General features: G+C 39.8%; 13 protein-coding genes. 6 read left to right on the top strand and 7 right to left on the bottom strand.

What is annotated here, in order from left to right; translation table 11 throughout:
* Window positions 1-81 precede the first annotated feature (81 nt).
* Both H6G73_RS12950 and H6G73_RS12945 read left to right on the top strand, forming a co-directional pair.
* Entirely contained in the window at window positions 82-2202 is a 2121-nt protein-coding gene (locus tag H6G73_RS12950; protein WP_190605014.1) for a zinc metalloprotease HtpX, read from the top strand.
* 701 nt (window positions 2203-2903) lie between these two features.
* Window positions 2904-3392 carry an RNA recognition motif domain-containing protein gene (locus H6G73_RS12945; RefSeq protein WP_190605012.1) on the top strand — a complete coding sequence of 163 codons (489 nt, stop codon included), beginning with the start codon at window positions 2904-2906 and terminating at the stop codon, window positions 3390-3392.
* 282 nt (window positions 3393-3674) lie between these two features.
* On the opposite strand, the gene opcA is transcribed toward H6G73_RS12945, so the two are convergent.
* The 6 genes from opcA to groL all read right to left on the bottom strand — a co-directional run bounded on the left by opcA (window position 3675) and on the right by groL (window position 12954).
* Entirely contained in the window at window positions 3675-5048 is a 1374-nt protein-coding gene (opcA, locus tag H6G73_RS12940; RefSeq protein WP_190605010.1) for a glucose-6-phosphate dehydrogenase assembly protein OpcA, read from the bottom strand.
* Window positions 5049-5262: 214 nt separating this feature from the next.
* A complete protein-coding gene (gene zwf, locus H6G73_RS12935) occupies window positions 5263-6792 on the bottom strand; it encodes a glucose-6-phosphate dehydrogenase (RefSeq protein WP_190605008.1) in 1530 nt (509 codons plus the stop codon).
* Window positions 6793-6951: 159 nt separating this feature from the next.
* Window positions 6952-8097 (bottom strand): transaldolase, encoded by a 1146-nt coding sequence (gene tal / locus H6G73_RS12930; protein WP_190605006.1) that lies wholly within the window; start codon window positions 8095-8097, stop codon window positions 6952-6954.
* A 351-nt stretch (window positions 8098-8448) separates the two neighbouring features.
* Window positions 8449-9498: a class 1 fructose-bisphosphatase gene (gene fbp, locus H6G73_RS12925; RefSeq protein WP_190605004.1), complete on the bottom strand. Its 1050-nt coding sequence runs from the start codon at window positions 9496-9498 to the stop codon at window positions 8449-8451.
* Between the two features lie 446 nt (window positions 9499-9944).
* The gene (locus H6G73_RS12920; protein ID WP_190605002.1) at window positions 9945-10229 is read right to left on the bottom strand and encodes an RNA recognition motif domain-containing protein; all 285 of its coding nucleotides are present in this window, start codon (window positions 10227-10229) and stop codon (window positions 9945-9947) included.
* Window positions 10230-11277: 1048 nt separating this feature from the next.
* Window positions 11278-12954, bottom strand: a complete 1677-nt coding sequence (gene groL / locus H6G73_RS12915; RefSeq protein ID WP_190605000.1) for a chaperonin GroEL — start codon at window positions 12952-12954, stop codon at window positions 11278-11280.
* 209 nt (window positions 12955-13163) lie between these two features.
* Here groL and H6G73_RS12910 point away from each other — a divergent pair, with 209 nt between their 5' ends.
* Window positions 13164-14246, top strand: a complete 1083-nt coding sequence (locus tag H6G73_RS12910) for an MraY family glycosyltransferase (RefSeq protein ID WP_190604998.1) — start codon at window positions 13164-13166, stop codon at window positions 14244-14246.
* A gap of 92 nt (window positions 14247-14338) precedes the next feature.
* Here the strand turns inward: H6G73_RS12910 and fabG are convergent, their stop codons facing one another.
* Window positions 14339-15082: a 3-oxoacyl-[acyl-carrier-protein] reductase gene (gene fabG / locus H6G73_RS12905; RefSeq protein WP_190604996.1), complete on the bottom strand. Its 744-nt coding sequence runs from the start codon at window positions 15080-15082 to the stop codon at window positions 14339-14341.
* Between the two features lie 180 nt (window positions 15083-15262).
* Here fabG and H6G73_RS12900 point away from each other — a divergent pair, with 180 nt between their 5' ends.
* From H6G73_RS12900 to H6G73_RS12890, 3 genes are read left to right on the top strand one after another with little or no spacing between them, the layout of a single operon-like run.
* Window positions 15263-17674, top strand: coding sequence for a dynamin family protein (locus tag H6G73_RS12900; RefSeq protein ID WP_190604994.1), 2412 nt, complete (start codon window positions 15263-15265; stop codon window positions 17672-17674).
* A 33-nt stretch (window positions 17675-17707) separates the two neighbouring features.
* Window positions 17708-18589, top strand: a complete 882-nt coding sequence (locus H6G73_RS12895) for a hypothetical protein (RefSeq protein ID WP_190604992.1) — start codon at window positions 17708-17710, stop codon at window positions 18587-18589.
* Window positions 18590-18603: 14 nt separating this feature from the next.
* A complete protein-coding gene (locus H6G73_RS12890; RefSeq protein WP_190604990.1) occupies window positions 18604-20898 on the top strand; it encodes a dynamin family protein in 2295 nt (764 codons plus the stop codon).
* Window positions 20899-21177 lie beyond the last annotated feature (279 nt).

Below are 21177 nucleotides of genomic sequence, written 5' to 3'. Positions count from 1 at the left end.
AAGCTACTGTCAGGGTATCTCAATTTCACACTTTTGCACCACCGTGTATCACCTAGCAGAGATTGGAGTACCAAAATTTCTATGCCTTCACATGCCGAATCGTCTTTGGAGGCTGGTTTAGTTGCCCTCAAACAAGGAAATTACTACGCCGCAATCACTAAACTAGAACCAATTGCCAAAAACCAAAAGCAAGAAAATGCTTGTTTACAAGCAAAAGTTGGCTTAGTTATGGCTTATGCCCGCACAGGCGAAGTCGCTAAAGCCGTCGCCCTGTGCCAAAATTTGATGGAAAGCAGTAATGCCCAAGTTCAAGAGTGGTCAAAACGCGCTCTCAAACATTTAAAAAACCGTCATCAACGACTAAAAACAGCCAATAATAATTTCGACACAGGCGTTGAATTTCAAAACCCCCATCTAGATCATCCTCAGGCTAACTATCTAGTTACAGACATTACCAGGGACGAAAATCAACCCTTGAGCATTTTTTGGCGATCAGCTAGAAGGGCTAAAGTTTGGCAACCTTTACGTAAGCCTAATTTAATGCCTGACCGGCTAATTGCCTTAGGCACCTTCCTACTGGTGTTTTGGCTGTTAAAGGAAATGCTGAAATTTACCATGGGTGCGTTTGGGCAGATACTAACTAAGCTGCCATTTCCATTGCCCGTACAGATTTTCTTTACCGACCCTAGCATTTTTGTTCTCGTCTGTCTGCTGGGCTTAATTGTCCTATCACCTTGGATTCTTGACCGCCTACTAGCAGAATTTTACAATCAGCGAGAATTATCAGCAGAGACATTAAATGGCTATAGTCGGGAAGCCACAAGGGTTATACAGAGGATTTGTCAACAGCGACGCTGGCCTATGCCTCAACTGAGAATTGTGCCTTTGTCAGCACCATTGATTTTCACCTATGGTAATTTAGCCCGCACTGCCAGAATTACAGTCAGTCAAGGACTTTTGGAACAACTAGAGGATGATGAAATCGCTGCGGTCTACGCATTATCCTTAGGACAGATGACCAGATGGGACTTTATGGTTATGTCCTTGGTCATGGTGCTAACAGTGCCACTGTACTTGATGTATCAGGAAGTTGCAGCTTGGGCAAATCAACTCAAAAAGCCTTGGTATTGGCCTATTAGCACCTTGTCAAATGTGTTATATGGACTGTGGTGGTTACTCACTAGCACCGCCCTGTTCAACTCCCGAATGCGACTTTACCATAGCGATCGCTTGGCCGCAGAAACGACGGGAAATCCCAATGGACTGATTCGGGCTTTATTGAAAATAGCCATTGGCATTGCAGGTGATGTAGTCCAACAAGAAAGCACCTGTTGGGAGTTAGAAAGTCTCAACCTCCTCGCCCCAGTGGGATATCAACAAAGTCTTTCCTTGGGCAGTCTGGCAGGTTATATGCCCTTTGAATCGTTCTTAATGTGGGAAAATGCCAATCCCTATCGCCAATGGTTTACGATCAATAATAGCCACCCTTTAATGGGCGATCGCCTCGAACGCCTTTGTCAAATTGCTCGTCACTGGCACCTGGATACAGAGTTACATTTAATTAACCAGAAGCCTTTCCAAGTCAAGCCTCAGTCTTTCTTACTGCAAATTGCCCCTTGGTTAGGAATGCCCTTAGGTATTTTGTTTGCAGGAGGAATTTGGTTGACTTGGCAGCTAGCCTATGCCATTCATCTACTTAACCTCAAGTGGATCTATGACAACGGGTCTTTTGTCACAGGTTGTTTGTTAATCGGCTTTAGTATTGGTACGTTTATCCGAATTAACAGCTTTTTCCCCAACATTCCCAATGGGAATTTGCCAATGGCAGCCCAACTACCCCAACTTCTAGCTGACCCAGCAATCCTACCCATTGACAGCATTAGTGTCCGTCTTAGCGGTAGACTACTAGGTCGTTCTGGTAGCGACAACTCCCTAGCCCAAGACCTGATTCTGCAATCCCAGCAGGGTTTGGTGAAACTACACCACATTTCTTGGTTAGGACAAGCTATTCAACCCCAAGAATGGATTGGTCGGCAGGTTATCGTCACAGGTTGGTTGCGACGAGGTGCAACACCTTGGATTGATATTCAAACCTTGGAAAATCAAAGCGGCAAAACCATTAACAGCCCCCATCCCATCGGGTCTACGGTATTGGCAGTTGCGGCTCAAGCTTTAGGAGCATATATTTTACTCACAGGTTAAGCATAGCAAGTCTGGGTGATTAGTGATGATTACCCCCTGTGCACCAACATTGTGAAAACCTCTTGCCTCGTCAGTCGTCAGTTTTTCTACAATTGCCACTGGCAACTGACACACCGCTATGTAAACAAAAGTTGCGAGCATCTTCAAGAAGTGTTACATTTATTTACGAAATCAATGGCAACAGACTTAACTCAGCCCCCCAGCTTGGTTATTGCTCTGGCTGCTGGTACTGATCCATCCCCTTTGATCCTCCCAACACAGCAGCAAATCAACCAGCCAGTGGCTGGTTTTTGTTTCCTCTCACCAGCTTTGTTCAAAAAAAGATACTTTATGCTACGATGCAATAATACTATCGGCAGAAAAGTGTCTGCTGAACTAGCTACGTAGAACATAGCGTGATAATGTTAAGAAATGGTATGTTATTCTGCGGGCCAAAGATAAGAAGAATTCATTGTACTCTGGTGGACAGTGGGCTTTAAATTTACGATTCTTAAAATTAAGGTGTTATTAAGGAAGCGTAGCAACGCTTTTTTATTACAAAAGCTTGATCCCAACGAAAAACTGTATTGTATAGGTTGAGAGTTTGGATTAAAAAGATTGGTTTATGGCGATATTAGTCAATAGCATCTATTTATAAAGCCAAAGCCAAGTAATTGTTTTCTGGCCTTGCCATTTTCATGTCAACTCTGGAGGTATAGTTCATGTCTGTTCGCCTATATATAGGTAATTTGCCAAAAGAAGAAATAGATCGTCAAGAGTTGCAAGCAGTGTTTGCAGCTGAAGGTGATGCTGTTACTACAAAGCTGATCAAAGACCGCAAAACAGGTAAGTGTCGTGGTTTCGGTTTTTTAACAGTTAACAACGATGAACAAGCAGACCAAATTATTGAAAAATACAATGGTCAATTGTTCAAAGACACACCTATTAAGCTAGAGAAAGCTTTACCCCGTACCAAGGGGGATGAGGGTGAAGAACAAGCACCCAAAGCAGCTAGCCAAACTAGTGCACCTATTCCTAGTGGCAATAAAGAAAATAGCCGTCGGGACAAAGGCTCTAAGAAATCTCGCCGTGGTAACTCAGTGCGCGAAACTAGCAGCAATAATGATTCTGATGCAATTCGTCCAGACCCTCGCTGGGCATCCGAATTAGAAAAGCTCAAACAAATGCTAGCAGCACAAGCCACCAATTAATCGAGACCTCTGCCAGATTAAAAATTAAAAATCAAGGTAATTTTGATTTTTAATTTTTAACATGGTTAGGAAATTACCCCTCACGAGAGAGGTAGACAATGGATGAAAAAATACAATTTAGTCATCCAGCAGTTCCAGGTTTCAGTGAGCGATCGCTTAACCTGTACCCAAAATTTGATAATTAGTGAGCAGCACAAAAAATACCCCCTTCATCACAGAAAGAGGGTATTAATTTAGTTTTAGAGAAATTAGCTAACTGCTTCATTTCTCCTACATCACATCTCAATTCCCCAACTTGATAGTCTTGGCAATCACCGCCAAACTTTCCTCAAACAACGCCTCACGTCCCCAACGTTGTACTTGTTGACTCAACAACACCTCTGGTTTTTGTTCTGAAAGAGAAGTAATTTGTTGGAACAAACCAGCAGACTGTGCGCCGCCGTGAGTCTCCATTCGCATACAACCACCAGTTTCTGAACAAATGACTGTACCACAATTTGCTTGAGTGTTAGTAGAAGTCAAGCGCAAAGCTATTAAGTCACCGACAATTTCACCAATATCAGCCACAGGTACACCAGCTAATTCCGCTTCTACCTGTCTTTGGTCTTTAGACAAAAACGCAATTTTGGTGATATCGTAATCACCACTTTCTTTTTTATAACCAAGAGGTTGCCATTCCAAACGACTAGCTAACCATCCCAAATAAAGCAAAGCTTGGGCAGAGTTGCCTTTTTCGTAATCAATGGTAATGCGGTCTATATCTTTGAGTGCAGCACGACGGGCAGGAGGGTCATAAGCCTCCGCAGTCAATTCTTGCCATGCAGACAAACGTCGCCAGTTTAAGTCAGCCAGAGGCACGCCAGTCTCAATTAAATTTTCCAGAGTCAGTAAATCTTCTTCTGGAGCGTTAAAGTTACAAGAATCAACAATAACGTTATTACAGACTGCTGCTAATCGCTTAAATAAAGGATTGTGGGAATCTGGTGTTGCCTTCCACCACAAAAATTTAGGCAAACCACCAATCAACAAAGCGGGAATCATACCCCCAATCCGTTCTAAAGCCGCTGCCGTGCCAGTTAGGGTAATGTATTCGCAGCAAATCAAAGTGTTAGAAGATTGCTTTTGAATAGGACAATAGGCTGAAACCTGTGCCTTGACCCCTTCATCCTCTCCAGCAATGGGACAGAGGGCAATAATCCGACAAGGGTTGCGAAGGGCAATTTCGTCAGCAATGGTTGGGCTAGTGGGGCTGAAAGTATAGCCCATAGCTGCACCATGATTATCGCCCATGGCACCGCTACGCTGCTTTTTAAAGTATTCTTCCCGCAACACCGTTAGCGTTTCTGGAGTACCAATTCCAGTTTCAGGCAAGTTATGTTTTTTCTGGAGTGCAAGCAAAGCTGTTTGGGTTTGGGGCCCCAAGATTCCATCAATGGGGCCATTGTAAAAACCTGTGGCAGCTAACAAATATTGGGTTTCTTCCGGTTCATAAACTACCAAAGTAAAGGTGGTAGCGCGAGTAGCAGCAGGTAAGCCGCCATCATCGCCTTGAATGCCATAACTTTGCCAAATTTGATTGAGTTCCGCTTCAATTTCTGTGAGCGAAACATCCTTGGGGGCTTGCAGTGAAAAAATAGTAGAAGCTTGGGGAGCCATAGTCAATTTTGGATTTTGGGTTTTGGGTGGGAGATAATTGGATATAGCAATGGACAGAGCAGTTAGGACATTAACTAAGGATAAAACTTAGACAGCAAAAGGCTTTTAGCGCTGTCACCTGTCACCTGCTATAGATTTAGGATTGATGATTGAATCATGGGTAATAATTTTTTCAATCACCAATCAAAAATCTCAACTCTAAAAATTGGCAATTCTAGAGTCTGCGCCAGCGACGGCCATCTTGGTTAATTAATAATTCTGCTTCTGCTGGTTCCCAAGTTCCGGCTTCGTACTGGGGAATCGTAGCAGGGTCTGCGGGTAAGTCCCAAACGGAGAGGGCAGGTGTTACTACTCGCCAAGCTGCTTCCACTTCATCGGAACGGGTAAATAATGTCTGGTCACCCATCATACAATCTAGGAACAGGCGGTCATAGGCATCGGATGTAGCTTCGATACCAAAGGAACCATAGGTAAAATCCATATCAACGGAACGGGTGCGGAAGTCACCACCGGGCATTTTCACATCAAACCGGAGGGAAATACCTTCATTAGGTTGAATCCGCAGGGTCAAAATATTAGCGTTAGCTTGCAGGGCAGCAGAGGGGAACATTCTGGAAGGGACTTCCCGGAAGTGAATAGAAATCTCACTCACCTTTTTCGGCATCCGCTTACCAGTTCGTAAATAGAAGGGGACACCTTGCCAACGCCAGTTATCAACGATAAACTTCATCGCCACATAGGTGGGGGTGGTGGAGTTGGGGTTGACTCCTGGTTCTTCTCGATAGCCAGGAACTGGTTCACCTTTCATCCAGCCGGCGCTATATTGCCCACGAATGGCAGAACGGGCCAGATTATTCACATCTGCCAAGCGAGTGGCTTGTAAGACCTTAACTTTTTCGGTGCGGATACTGTCTGCATCCATAGAGTTAGGTGCTTCCATCGCTGTTAGACAGTAAAGCTGCATCAGGTGGTTTTGCAGCATATCCCGCAATGCCCCGGCACTTTCATAATATCCAGCCCGGTCTTCTACCCCTACAGTTTCCGCCACGGTAATTTGTACGTGGTCAACAAATTGCCGATTCCACAGGGGTTCAAAAATAGCGTTAGCAAAGCGGAAGACCAACAGGTTTTGTACGGTTTCTTTACCTAAATAATGGTCAATCCGGTAGACTTGGTTTTCTTTACAAACTTTCTGTACTACTTGGTTGAGGCTTTGGGCAGAGGCTAGGTCACGACCAAAGGGTTTTTCAATGACTAGACGGTGTTTGTAGGGGTCTTCTAGCATTCCCGCTGCACCTAGCTGTTTAATAGCTTCGGGGAAGAAGTTGGGGGCAACGGAAAGATAGAACATCCGATTTCCCCTTGTTCCCCGTTGGGGGTCAAGTTCTGCTAGGAAGTTTTTCAGTTTTTGATAACTTTCGGGGTTGTCGATGTCACCGGAACAATAGAACAAGCCTTTAGAAAAGTCTTGCCATAATTCCCCTAACTCAACATTAGCGTGGGCTTCTTGCATCCCTTTTTGCATTTGCTCGCGGAAGTAGTCATGACTCCAGTCCCGACGGGCCACACCAACGATGGTGGTTTCTGGGGGAATGCGTCTTTCCCGACGTAATTTGAACAGTGCGGGAACAAGTTTGCGCCAGGTTAAATCCCCGGAAGCGCCAAAGATAACAATAATTTGGGGTTCGGCCATCCCTTGTTGTTGGAGACCAACGCGCAAGGGATTTTCTAGCAAACTGACCATAGGATGTTGGATTGTAGATCAGGATTAAAGGATTAAAGGTGAACAGGATGAATTGGCCTGTTTTTGTCGATTAAGTGGGATTTTTCATCCTGTTGCGGTTTAGGAAAGGGGTGTAAGGTTGAGGATAAGATTAAGTTCCTATTCCCCATTCCCCAGCCCCTATACTGGTGACAATAACTTGACTTTCCCTTCTAAAGAGTTCATTAGGGACTGGAAGGGCTGGAGGAATTTGTCAATACCTTCTGTGAGTAGTTCATCCATGACGCTATTGATGTCAATGTTGATGTCTGGGTCTTGCAAGCTATCAATTAGGGTATAAGCCTCTTCTGTGCCTGTTTCGAGACGATTGGCTACATCACAGTGATCTGCACAAGCCCGAATAGTGTTGGGAGGGAGAGTGTTAACTGTGTCTAGACCAATCAGTTCATTGACATACATAACATCACTGTAGGTGGGGTCTTTGGTGCTGGTGCTAGCCCACAGGAGACGCTGTTTGTTTGCCCCTTTTGCAGCTAGGGCTTGCCACCTATCACTTTCAATTATATTTTTATATTCTTGATAGGCGATTTTGGCATTAGCGATCGCTACTTTTCCTCTGATAGCCCCAAGTTTAGCTTTCAAGGAAATATCATCAACACCCCGCTGCAACTTGGCATCTACTTTAGCGTCTATGTTGTTATCAATCCGGCTCAAGAAAAAGCTGGCTACAGAAGCAATTTTGCTAATATCTTTCCCTTCAGATACCCGTTTTTCTAAGCCGCCAATATATGCCCAAGCCGCATTAACATAACTGGAGACAGCAAATAACAAAGTCACATTCACATTGATTCCCTGGGCAATCACTGCCTCCACCGCTGGCAAACCTGCCTCAGTTCCAGGAATCTTAATCATCACATTTTCCCGCCCAATTTCTTGAAAATATCGGCGGGCTTCGTTGATGGTAGCTTGAGTATCATGGGCAATAGTGGGAGGGACTTCAATACTCACATAACCATCTAGCCTGTTGCTTGCTTCATACACAGAACGCAAAATATCACAGGCACTGCGGATATCTGCAAAAGCTAAGGATTCATAAATTTTGTATGTTGGTAAACCAGCACGAATTCCCGCTTCAATATCAGCATCATAAATAGCATTACCAGCAATTGCTTTTTCAAAGATGGAAGGATTGGAAGTAATCCCAGAGATGCCCTGATTAATTACTAGGTCTTGCAGTTCTCCGGATTGAATAATGTCACGGCTTAAATTATCCATCCAGATACTTTGACCGTAGTTTTTAATCTCTAATAAATGATTGGTTGTCATAGTTGTTTTGATTACACTCTTGTTAACAATGTTTGTCAGTGAAGTTTGCGAGACTTACTCACAGGATGGTGTCTTTTGCATTTTGACCTCGCTCATCATCAATGCCATCAACCCACTGAGATAATTCTGAAACTTCCTGCCAAAACAAAGTTAATCCTGCATTCCCATGTCACATTGGCAATCTTGTTCTCAATGACTCGGAAAAAATATGAGAGTTGGGTAGGAAGTTCCCGTATCCCTGCCCAGCCTTATAGTCCTAGTTGATACAGCAACACCAAATCTTTTTCCTGCAAAATATAATTGTCATTTTGCTCTCATTAACTCTTGGTGGCGGCTAGATTTAACAAATAATTAACTACCTTGTTTTATAAAAGACTCAACTTTCGCCACATCATCTTTACTGCCAATAATTAGTGGTGTTCGTTGGTGAAGTTTTGTAGCGACAAAATCTAATATCTCAGTTTTCCCAGTAGTAGCACGACCACCAGCTTGTTCAATTAAAAATGCTAAAGGTGCAGATTCATATAAAAGCCGTAATTTACCTTCTGGTTTTGCTACTGTACCAGGATAAAGAAACACACCACCTTGTAATAAAATCCGGTGAATATCACTCACCATAGCCCCACTGTACCGGGCCGCATAACCTTCCGTGCGATGTACATAGCGGATATATTCTCTAAATGGCTCTTCCCATTGCCAGAAATTACCCTCGTTCACACTGTAAATTGCACCATGTGCAGGCATTTGAATATTTTCTTCACTGAGAATAAATTCCCCTAAGCTAGGGTCAAGAGTAAAGGAATGTACACCTTGACCAAGGGTGTAAACCAACATAGTGCTGGGACCATAGAGAATATATCCAGCAGCTAATTGTTTCCTGCCATGGGAAAGTAAATCTGTAGCCTCCCCATCTAGATCATTCCCCTCTTGTTGGCGAATAGAGAAAATTGAACCTAAACTGAGGTTTGTATCTGTGTTCGAGGAACCATCAATGGGGTCGTACAAGAGAGTATAGCGACCAATCGGACAGTTTTCTGGGATGTAGTAGGGTTTCTCCATTTCCTCAGAAGCTAGGCGGCATACTAAACCGCTTTGCTTAAACACAGAAATAAACACTTCATTGGCATAAACGTCCATTTTTTTGACAGTTTCTCCTTGGACGTTAACTTCTCCGGTAATGCCCAACACACCTTCCATTAAACCAGCACGACTCAATCGGCGAGCGATTAATTTCCCCGCTAGACCAATGCGGTTCATGAGAGCACTTAAATCTTGTGCATCTGCTGAAAAACTGTGCAATTGCTGGAGAACGTGACGAGATAAGGTTGTACAGTCACGGTCTAGACTTTGGTCTGAAGCATGATTAGTAGGTATATCTAAAGAGTCTGGCACTTGAGCCATTTTTGTTACTCCCTAGCGATTTGCTAGTAGTTAGGTTTTCTCGGTAGTAACTTGAGGTCACTGTCTCTATCTTAGAAAGGTAATTTGATAACTTAAATGTGATTTTATATAAACTAAAGAAATGAAGATTTGCGCTGACTCATCTACAAAAAGATTGACATGGTCTGGTCAATAAATAATGGTGACTTTATCTAGCCATAAATTGGCAAAATCTTGTAATTTTACGCTTTTGTTTTGATTTTTAGCCTTAAACTCTATCAGACATGATTTGACCTATTCTGATAAAAATAACAAAAGCCGACTAGTGGTCATCTTTACAAAGCTTTAACTACTAGTCGGACTGAGTTATATATTGTTGTCTTGATGACGATTGTTTCTAGTTAATATTAGTTAATATGTGGTTTATAACTAGAAAACAATATGCTATAATAAGTTTCCCAGTTGGATTAAACTTCTTGTGTTTTGCCCCAACTACCTCGTCGGTTATCCTCTCGTGGTTTTGCTTTGTTAACTCTCAGTTGACGGCCCATCCATTCTGCACCATCTAATTCTTGAATGGCAGCATCTTCTTGAGCATCTTCCATCATTTCAACAAAAGCAAAGCCGCGCATTCTGCCGGTTTCGCGGTCTGTAGGTAAGACAACTCTTTTTACCTCGCCATAATCAGCAAACACGGCTTTTAAGTCTGCTTCAGTTGCGCGGTAGGAGAGATTTCCAACGTAAATAGTCATGTCGGTCACGTAAGTTTCAACAAAGAGCGATTAGTTAGTCTGGGAAACAGAATTAAGTAACTAGCAAGCATTGCATAGATACTACTGATCCATTAGCTATCAGACTTGCAGCCTATCAACAATAATAGTTGATTGTTCTACAACTACAGATGCTACGAGACTGAACACACGCATATGCTCATATGATAACTTATGGCCAAAATTTTCAAAGTATGGGATATTACAATATCTAATTAGTTAGTCTGAAGCAATATATGGTTCCTGTTTAAATCCTGATGATTGAAGTAACAGAGGGGTTTTCCTGGAAAGGTAAAGAGAGTTTATCTTGGGACTAGAGAAGGTAATTGTAACTAAGCTGGATGATATCGTAACAGCAGGCAATAGGTATAACTTCCAAAGCAACCAAAGGTAGGGTAATTGGATCTGGGGGCTATATTGTGGGTGTTGCTTGTGTGATCTCAATTGACATTGAAGGAAGACCGAATCAATTCGGCAGAGATGTTCTATCAATAAGTTTCTGTAATCATTAGTAAATTACTTTCGTATTGATAAAAAGTATAAATATTGCCAATGTAACTGCGCTAGGTCATGGATATTAGACTTCTTGCAGATGGAGTTAATGTTGTCTATTACACTGAAATCTTAAATCAATACATTAATTTTGTCCTTGACTGTTGTGAACAGTAGAAAATATTTCCCAAACAGCTAATTTTTTATTTAAGGTCAAAAACAAACACCTACGAATAAAAATCATTGGCAATAGCTTTGATGTACCAGGAATTGCCAGTTGAGTGCCATGGGTTACAGTCCAGAGCAAATAGATTATTTATGGCAATTTAGTAATGTGGATAAAGATAGTACCCTGACCAAGCATGAGTTCATAAATAGTTATTCTCACTTTTTAGTGTATTCATCTAGAAGTTAGGAAGAATACTCTCAGATGTGAGGTTTAGGAAATTCTCAATAAAACAATAGACTTCTTGCAAAAATTGACACTTTTACAAGAAGTCTATTATTTAAAATTTATTTATGCACAGAGGTAGGGGGCTTAGAACATGCCCATACCACCCATACCACCCATACCACCCATGCCGCCCATGCCACCCATGCCACCCATGCCGCCGGCATCAGGTGCAGGAGGAGCTTTTTTCTCTGGTTTTTCCACAATAATGGCTTCGGTGGTCAATACCATGCCAGCAATAGAAGCGGAGTTTTGTAAAGCTGAACGTACAACTTTGGCAGGGTCAATAATCCCAGCCGCAATTAAATCTTCAAATTCGCCTGTAGCGGCGTTATAACCGATGTTAAAGTCAGTTTCTCTAACTTGGGAAACGATGACAGAACCCTCAACACCAGCGTTATCTGCAATTTGACGCAGGGGAGCTTCTAAAGCGCGTTTGACAATATCAGCCCCAATTTTTTCTTCTTCGGTGAGGCCGTTTTTAATAGCATCTACTTTTGTAGATAGGTGAATCAGGGTAGTACCACCACCAGGAACGATACCTTCTTCTACCGCAGCTTTGGTGGCGTTGAGTGCGTCTTCAATGCGGAGTTTGCGGTCTTTGAGTTCGGTTTCTGTAGCCGCACCAACTTTAATTACGGCGACACCACCAGCAAGTTTGGCGATCCGTTCTTGTAGTTTTTCTTTATCGTATTCAGAATCAGTTTCCGCCAACTGCTTGCGAATTTGTTCAATGCGTTTTTGCACTTCTGGCTTGGCAGAACTACCAGCAACGATGGTGGTGCTTTCTTTATCAATGGTGATTTTCCGAGCGGTTCCCAACATTTCCAAAGTAGCTGTATCCAAGCTTAAACCGATTTCTTCAGAAATTAACTGACCATCGGTAAGAATAGCGATATCCTGTAACAGGGCTTTGCGGCGTTCGCCAAATCCAGGGGCTTTAATGGCCACAACAGCTAGAACACCCCGTGCCTTGTTGACTACTAAGGTGGCTAGTGCATCGCCTTCTACATCTTCAGCGATAATCAGTAAAGGCTGACCAGAACGAGCTACCTTTTCCAATACAGGTACTAAGTCTTGGATGGCGCTGATTTTTTTGTCGGTGACGAGGATACGAGTGTTTTCATATTCAACGGTCATGCGATCGTTGTTGGTAATGAAGTAGGGAGAAATGTAACCTCTGTCAATTTGCATCCCTTCTACTACTTCTAGTTCAGTGGTCAGGGATTTGGATTCTTCAACGGTAATTACTCCGTCTTTGGTGACTTTCTCCATGGCTTCAGCTAGCATATTGCCAACTTCTGGATCGTTACCTGCGGAGACTGTAGCGACTTGAGCGATCGCACTTCCTTCTACTGGCTTGGCGATTTTAGCAATTTCTGCTACTAGTCCTTCTACAGTTTTATCAATTCCCCGCTTCAAGTTAATGGGGTTCGTACCAGCAGCAACGTTTTTTAAGCCTTCCTTAATTAAAGCTTGTGCTAAAACTGTGGCGGTAGTTGTGCCATCACCAGCAACATCTTTAGTTTTTGATGCAACTTCTTGAATTAGTCTTGCACCCGTGTTTTCGAGCGGATCTTCTAATTCAATTTCTTTGGCAACAGTGATACCATCGTTGACAATTTGTGGTGTGCCAAATTTTTTCTCTAACAGGACATTGCGACCTTTGGGCCCCAAGGTGATTTTCACCGCATCTGCCAAGGCGTTAATCCCTTTCTCTAGGGCCCGCCGTGATTCTTCATCAAATGAAACAATTTTAGCCATGTTTGATTTCTCTATCGCTTCCATTAGACAATTTAGCACTCACCGGCAAAGAGTGCTAATGGTTCTCCCGATTCCAACTACAAATTACAGTCAATTACCTGACTTACAATGCAACTTGGTTTGTCGGTGATGTTTATGAAAAAAATTGATTAATATTAATTACATTTGATGCTCATGTTAGATTCTGGCAGTGATAGTCGAGTTGGGAGATGAACTTAGAAAACTCCCTGAAATCCTTTGGTATTGCTGACCCTAGCGGCACCGGCTGGTTAGCGGTAGTATTTACATTTATTTTGGCCTGGCTGGTAACTTGGTTTTTGATCCCCACAGTCCGTAAATTTGCTCTGCGGGTGGGTTGGGCTGACCAACCTAATGCCCGAAGACTCAATCGGGAACCCTTACCTAATGCTGGCGGTTTAGCTATCTATGCAGGAGTAATTGCCGCTTTAGTCCTAGCTAGTCTACTTAGACCAATTGAATTACAAGGCGTATTGGTTCAAGTTCTCACCATTCTTCTGGGAGGTTCCATCTTAGTCTTAGTTGGGTTTATTGATGACCAATTTGGTTTACCACCATCAGTCAGACTTTGGGCCCAGGTGACAACTGCTCTTTTACTTGTAGCTAACGGCATCAGTATTAAGGTTGCCTTTGGTACACCCATTGATTCCCTGTTATCAATGGCCTTAACTGTGCTGTGGGTAGTAGGTATTACCAATGCCATCAATTTAATGGATGGGATGGATGGATTAGCAGGTGGAATCAGTTTTATTACAGCTATGAGTTTGTTGGGTGTTTCCGCCCAATTTGATAATCGTGCCGCAGCTACCTTGGTTTTGGCTGCCTTAGCTGGTGCCGCACTAGGTTTTTTACGTCACAATTTCCACCCTTCTCGCATTATTATGGGTGATGCCGGAGCTTACTTTTTTGGCTATGTCTTAGCAGCAACTAGCATTTTAGGGAAATTGCAACAAAACACTGTTTACGCCCTTGTGCCCACAGTTTTATTTTTGCTGTTGCCTGTACTGGACACCACACAAGTGTTTATCCGCCGACTTTTAGCAGGTAAAAATCCCCTCAGTACCCCTGGCAAAGACCACCTACATCACCGCCTACTTGCTTGGGGTTTATCTCAACGCCACGCAGCTTTTACCCTGTGGTCAATTACCCTGGCTTGCAATTTATTGGCAATGCTAGTACAGGAAATGACTATGGCAGTGATGGTGGCCTCTGCTGTGAGTATTGTTTTTCTTTTAGGTTTTACTGTCTGGCAAAGAATCCGCCAACCATCCTAAACAATGAGTTATGAGTTATGAATTTTTTAATTCACAACTCCAACTTTATTTGTACCTTTTCACTTGATTAATTCACTCAGGATGTTCTCTTCCTAAGCCATGACCATACCACCATCGACATTAAATACTTGCCCTGTGATATAAGCAGCAGCAGGATCAGCAGCCAGGAAGCGTACCATACCAGCAATTTCGTCTGGTTGACCAAAGCGACCTAAGGGGATGAATTTAAGAATATCATCGGCTTTAATGTCTTTGGTCATATCGGTAGCAATAAACCCAGGGGCAACGGCATTCACGGTAATACTACGGGAGGCTAGTTCTTTAGCTACAGTTTTGGTAAAACCGATGACACCAGCTTTAGCAGCACTATAGTTAGCTTGACCAGGATTACCCATTTGTCCCGCAACGGAAGTAATATTGATAATCCGTCCAGAACGTTGCTTGAGCATAATTTTACTGACGGCTCGTGTGCACAAAAATACACCTGTAAGATTTAGGTTGATGACGGCTTGCCAATCTTCTGGTTTCATTCGCAACAATAATGTGTCACGAGTAATACCAGCATTATTAACTAAAATATCAATCCGTTTGAATTTATCCAGAGTAGTATTGACGAGAGATTCTACTTGGTCTTCTTTGGATACATCTGCTTGGAGAGCGATCGCTTCTCCTCCAGCATCAATAATTTCGGCTACTACTTTATCAGCTTCTTGACTAGAACTCGCATAGTTAACCATAACTTTAGCACCTTGAGATGATAATTGCAGAGCGATCGCTCTGCCAATTCCTCTAGATGCACCTGTAACTATAGCAACCTGGCCTTGTAAGAGACTCATCTTCTGTTCCTCAATCTTGGAGATACCGCGCTCATTATTTTATGGTCATGGGGGGAGTATTTAAGCATTTATCCTCAGATTCCCACAAGATTAATAATCTACACTTTGTTAATCTTGACACCTTTTGTATACTTATATAAAATTTATCTCAAGTATACAAGCATTAATAATTAAAACAATATGAATAAGCAAGTGTATAAGGTATTTGAAGAAATCGAGTTTAAAGCTAAATTACTTGCACAATACTGGAATAACTTTCACACGGAAATATCTCAGCATTTACCAGAGAGTTATCAACCGGAAATACAAGAACTGTCAGATAAATTAGAAACCGCATTAACTCAGCTAGTTCACGAATTACAAAATCCTACCCTTACCCTTGCGACAACGGGAACTACCAGTAGCGGTAAAAGCACCCTGGTAAATTTATTATGTGGTGCAGAAATTGTTCCTGTTGCCGTCAGTGAAATGAGTGCAGGAGCAGTAACAATTGAATATAGTAGAGAAAAATCTCTGATAATCCATGAAACACCAGGTGCTTTGTGGGAGTGTGGAGAATGGAAAGGAATTAGTGAAGAAAAAATTTATCAATTGCTTTATCAAGCGATGATAAGTTACATCGAAAACAGAGAAAAACAACCTAATTTAGCCTGTCCACAATCTACAATTTTTTATCCTTTCCGATTATTAAAAGAATCTCAATTACAATTACCACGAGGAACAAAAGTTAGAATCCTTGATTTACCTGGGTTAGCTTATGTTGGTGATCAAGGTAATGCTAATGTTATTAAACAATGTCGAGAGGCTTTATGTATAGTTACTTATAACAGTGCAGAAACCGATTCTCAAAAAGTCAAAAGTTTATTGCAAGAGGTTGTACAGCAAGTAAAAGATTTAGGTGGTTCTCCTGCGCGGATGCTGTTTGTGCTGAATAGGATTGATGTTTTTCGAGCAGATAGAAACTGGCCAGAAACAGAAATCCGCTTTTTTGAAAATACTATTCGTAGTATTAAAAATGAATTAACTGAACAATTGAGAGAATACACAGAAGAAATTGAAAAGCTAGAAGTAGTAAAACTGAGTACATGGCCTGCTTTGTTAGCATTGCAAATTCAACATCATGATGATATTTACAGTGCAGATGCTTGTAAAAAAGCGGATAACTATTTTAATGGATTAATTGAAGAGATATTAGAAGACTTACCACGTAACACACAAAAATGGAATAGACACGATAGAAACAGAGTTGCGGCAGCATTATGGCAAAAATCATATGCTGAAGAATTTCAGCTAAATTTAAGAGAACATATCAATCAACACTTTCCACAGTTGGTAATTCCCCAAATTATAGAGCGATTTAATATAGCTGCTGGAAATGCCATAACAGAGTGGGCAATACAAACAACAAATGCTGTTATTAATAGTTCTGAGGAACGGTATCAAGAAGAATGTGAAAATATATCACAGATTAGATCAGGAATTAAACATTTCCTAGAAATTAGTAATTTAGAGTTGAGAGAACCATTTGAAAAATTAGATGCAAAAGTTAAAAAAGTTCTGCAAGAGGAATTAAACGAAGATACAATAAGCTATATCAAGACTGCGCTAGCAGAATTAAAAAAGGCAGAACCTTATAATGAATTAGGAGAAAAATTATCTCCTCTTTTTGTGTGGCGTGATTCATTAAGAAAAGGAATTAATGATGTATTAAATGCAGTAGCAGAATCTTTAGAAAAGGGAAAAGTAGATTTAGAAAATATAAATTTTAAAAAGGCAAATATTTTAAATGTAAATTTACTATCCAGAAACTTAAATCGTTTAGTAAACTTAGGTTACACTGCTTCTGTTGCTAAAGACGGTAAAATCATGGAAGCAAGAACAGATGCAGAAAAAGACAAACTTAAACAAATTAATGAAGAACTAAATGAATTAGCGATTCATCTTAATATTGTAATAGAGGATGTATTAAAGCAAATTTCTAACCAAGAAATAAATAGGATTTATGAAGCTATTTCTGAGTTATTTTGTTACTATTTATCACATATTAAAGAAGGTGTAAATGATATTGCACCCAATATATCTATTAAATTTCCTGATTCTAAACAACTCAACCAAGTTGATAATCAACTAACTTTTAATTTTCGATTTACAGCAGGATTCGCAGTTACGCAAGGAACCTGGGAAGAAGCAATAAAAGTTGAAAGAAAAGAAAGAATTTGGTACACATTATGGCTATGGGAAAGAACTATTTATGATACACAATATCAAACCCGTTCGAGTGATAATGCTCAAATACCTAGTGTAGAAGATTTATTAGCAGGTTGGATTAGGCAAGCACAAGATGAACAAATTAAAATAGTTAATCAAATTGTTTGTTGGCTGCTAGAACAAATAGATTTGTTAAAAAAAAATGTAGACAATATTCAGAATGAAGTTATTGATCGCTATCAAGAAAGGCTGGATAGAGCTAACCAAGAAATTACTTTAGATTATGAAAAGCAAAAAAATATCTGGATACCTATGGAAGAAAAAGCTAAACACCTATCAAACGAATTTTCTAGTTTGGGAAATTATTGGAAATTAAATAATTAGTGTGATCAAAAAAACAGTTAATAAAAAAATAATATGGACATTGACAAAATAGGATTTTCTCCAGGTCAAGAAATTGAAAAGTTATATGAAAAAGTATTTGAGGAGATTTATCCTCACATAAAGCATCAGAAAAAAGGAATTTTATCAACAGTAATAAATTTAATAGTTTCACAAGATGCAAAAGAAATATGCTCATTATTAAATATTGATAACAAAGCATCATTAGAAGATGATTTATCTATATCATCTGATATTGTTGGTCTTTTTATCATTAATCCAAATGATAAGAAGGGTCTATTTGAGAAGTTAAAAGAAGACGTAAAAGAAACAGGTAAAAATCTTCGTAAATATTTTGGACATAAACTGGAAGATCATGATATGAAATTATTTCAAATTGTTGTCATAGGATGTTTGATTGTAGGAGTACCTGCTTGTATTATATTTATTATATTTAGAAGAAGGTCGAATGAACAACAACAAGGACAACAAGAACGCCCGCCAATAAAATCTGTTGTTTCTCCACCACCAGTAAGTAATCCTCAACCTGTATCTTTATGTCTTGTTGTACCAGCTTCGGTATTATCAGAAAATGTGAACGAAAATTCACCCATTAATCTCTCTGAGATAGAAACACTAATAGATAATTCCTCATATTTTCTATGTAAAAAACCAGAAGAAGCAGACAAGATCCAAAATATACTACAATTAACCGCAGAAAATATTAACAGTGTCAGTGAACAAAGAGAAGTTTTCATCAGAATTAATATTGCTGATGGTGAACAGATGCTGGATAAAAAAATCCCATATAGTTTAAAGAGAAATCTTCCTACTCATGGGCAAGGTGTCGTGAAAAAAATCGCTTGTATTGAATATCTATCTGTAGTTGGTTTAGAGAATTTTAATCGAATTATTTAAGGACTATCTAAAAAATGGACTGGAAAACAGCATCTGCTTACTATGAAACTCGTCTTACCGACATTTTAAACATTCAAAGATACGCTGTTAATTTAGCCAACTTACCCCAAGCTGAAGTTCCTACGAAATTAAAAGAAATACTATTACAAGAAGCCGACCCTACCCGTCGTCAGCTAGAAAGACTCAAAAAAAGGGAGTTTCGTATTGCTGTTGTTGGGTTAGAAAAAGCTGGAAAAAGCACTTTTATTAATGCTTGGTTAGAATGTGATTTACTTCCAGCAAAGGGAGGAAGATGTACATTTACAACAACACAAATTTATTCAGTTGAAAATGAGTCTGAACAAACACTAGAAGTACAAGCAAAAACAGAAGAAGAGTTTATCAAATTACTCAAAGAACTGGAAATAGCCAACGCACAGGAAGACCTGAAAACTATCCGCGCAAACGAAGTCACTTTACAGCAAGTGAGAAGAGAAGGTAATCTGACTTTTCCATTTACTAGATTAGAAGATATTCGAGAACCCCTGAAGAAATATGTAGCCGATGAAAGATACGCTCATGCTGTTTTGGAAGCTAGACTTTATACTAACAAACTAGCTCAAGCTGAGGGTATAGTTTTTTATGACGTGCCTGGGTTAGATTCAGGTTTAGCAAAGCATGTTGATGAAGCACAGGATATGCTTTCAGACTGTGATGCTGTGATTTTGGTACAGCGTTTTACCAGTTTGAGAGAAAAAGAACTAGAAATAATCAAATTCACAGAACAGGGTGATAGAAACGTTACCGTTGCTGATAAGCTTTTTGTATTTTTAAGCCGTATTGATACTATGGCTAGTGTAGAAGCACTAAAAACCCATATTCAAGAAGCATCACAAGATTGGTTAAAACGTGCAAATTTACCCAGTCAACGTATTGTTTATGGTTCTGCTGGTGCATATCTGATTTTAAATAATTTAGCTGGAGAACAAACTAAATTAGAAATTGGTGATGCTAGTTTTATTCAATCTCATTTGCAGAGACTAACGGGCATTTCTGAGGCAGAAATACTTAAGAGTAAAGCAACTGGTATTCCTGAAATAAAAGATAAAATATTTAATTATATTAATAATGAGCGTGTAGCTATTTTAAAGAAACGCTGTGAAGCATCTATTAATAAAATCTTCAGCACCTCAGAAGAAATTTATCATTCAGTCAGTAAAAATTACCCTGAAAATCCTGAAGAAGCCAAGTTATTTGCAGAAAATAACCGACGGGTTTTATTTGCAGAATGGTGGAGTCAAAAGTGGTTAGCTATTAAAGCCGATTTACAACAATACTATGATGACTATGTAGTTAATAAGTCATTAGCTAATTTTACTAGTTATTCACTACCACAAATAGACAAATTTCGAGAACGATATTTACAAATTGTTGACCAGGAAATTGAGAAGTTGAAAGAGGAAACTTTTCAAAAGAAAGATACAATTTTTTTGGCTAACTCCAATCCAGAATTTGACCGCATGAAAGCTAATTTTGCTTGGCGTGAAGATTTATATATTGATATAAGTAATCTATTGTCTACAATTGCCCATCAACTAGCTTTAGAATTAAAAAATGAAGCATTAAACTTAGTTGCTTATATGACTAAGCTACTATGGGGAAGCAATCAAGTCAAAGCCAGGTTAATTGATAATTCAGAAGATTATTTTTTATCTAAATTAGAAAATAGCTTAAGTGTTTTATTTTTAAGATTTGCGCGACCAGTAGCAGAAGTATTAATTCGTGGGCCAGTTAACAGTGATACTCGCAATAAAATTATCAAAAACCTGGGAGTAGATATTGAAATTGTTGATAATTACTATACAGGTAATGAACCAGCTTATAGTGTTCTTAAAAGATATGTAAAATATGGCACTGATTTACTTTATAACTCAGAAATCCGCCAAAAAATATTAGGAATAACTGGAGTCGCAGGAGTCGCTACACAAATAGCTATAGATGTTGCTAGTGAATTGATACCACCACAACAAGTTGTGATTTTTGAGATAGAAAATGATATTAAAGCCTTTGAAGAATATTTGCGCTATGCAATCTTTGATGCTGCGGGATTTGAGTCTTATTGTATTCAAGAACTCAAGGGTTTAGTGGATAGTTTTAGAGATAAAGAAGGCACTTGGACAGGAGTTGCTATCAATGAATGGTTACAAGGAAATCCTATGCTGTTAGCAGAAATTCCCAGTCAATTAAAACCGCAAGAACTTAATTTAGAAGTGAGCGAAAGATTACGTCAATTATCTATTGCTCTAAAAAGGAATAATTCACAAGAATAAAAAATTAAGTTCTGATGTAGATGCTTGAACAGGTTCTTAATTGGTACGCAGAAGGTTTCATGATTCTATGTAAGTTCACATAAAATTGGCATTGATTAAAAAACATCTCTTACTAATTGCTAATTAGCTGGAAAGTCTGATAATGTGAAATGAAAATATAAATTTAAATTTGTTATGGTCTGTATCACAGAAATACAAATTTTAGTCAATTTAGTAATAAGACTTAATATTTTGGACAAAGGGTATCACTAATTAACTAAATATTTACCTAAAGAAACA

Source organism: Richelia sinica FACHB-800 (assembly GCF_014698825.1).
GTDB lineage: Bacteria > Cyanobacteriota > Cyanobacteriia > Cyanobacteriales > Nostocaceae > FACHB-800.
This window is presented reverse-complemented; position numbering and strand designations above follow the sequence as displayed.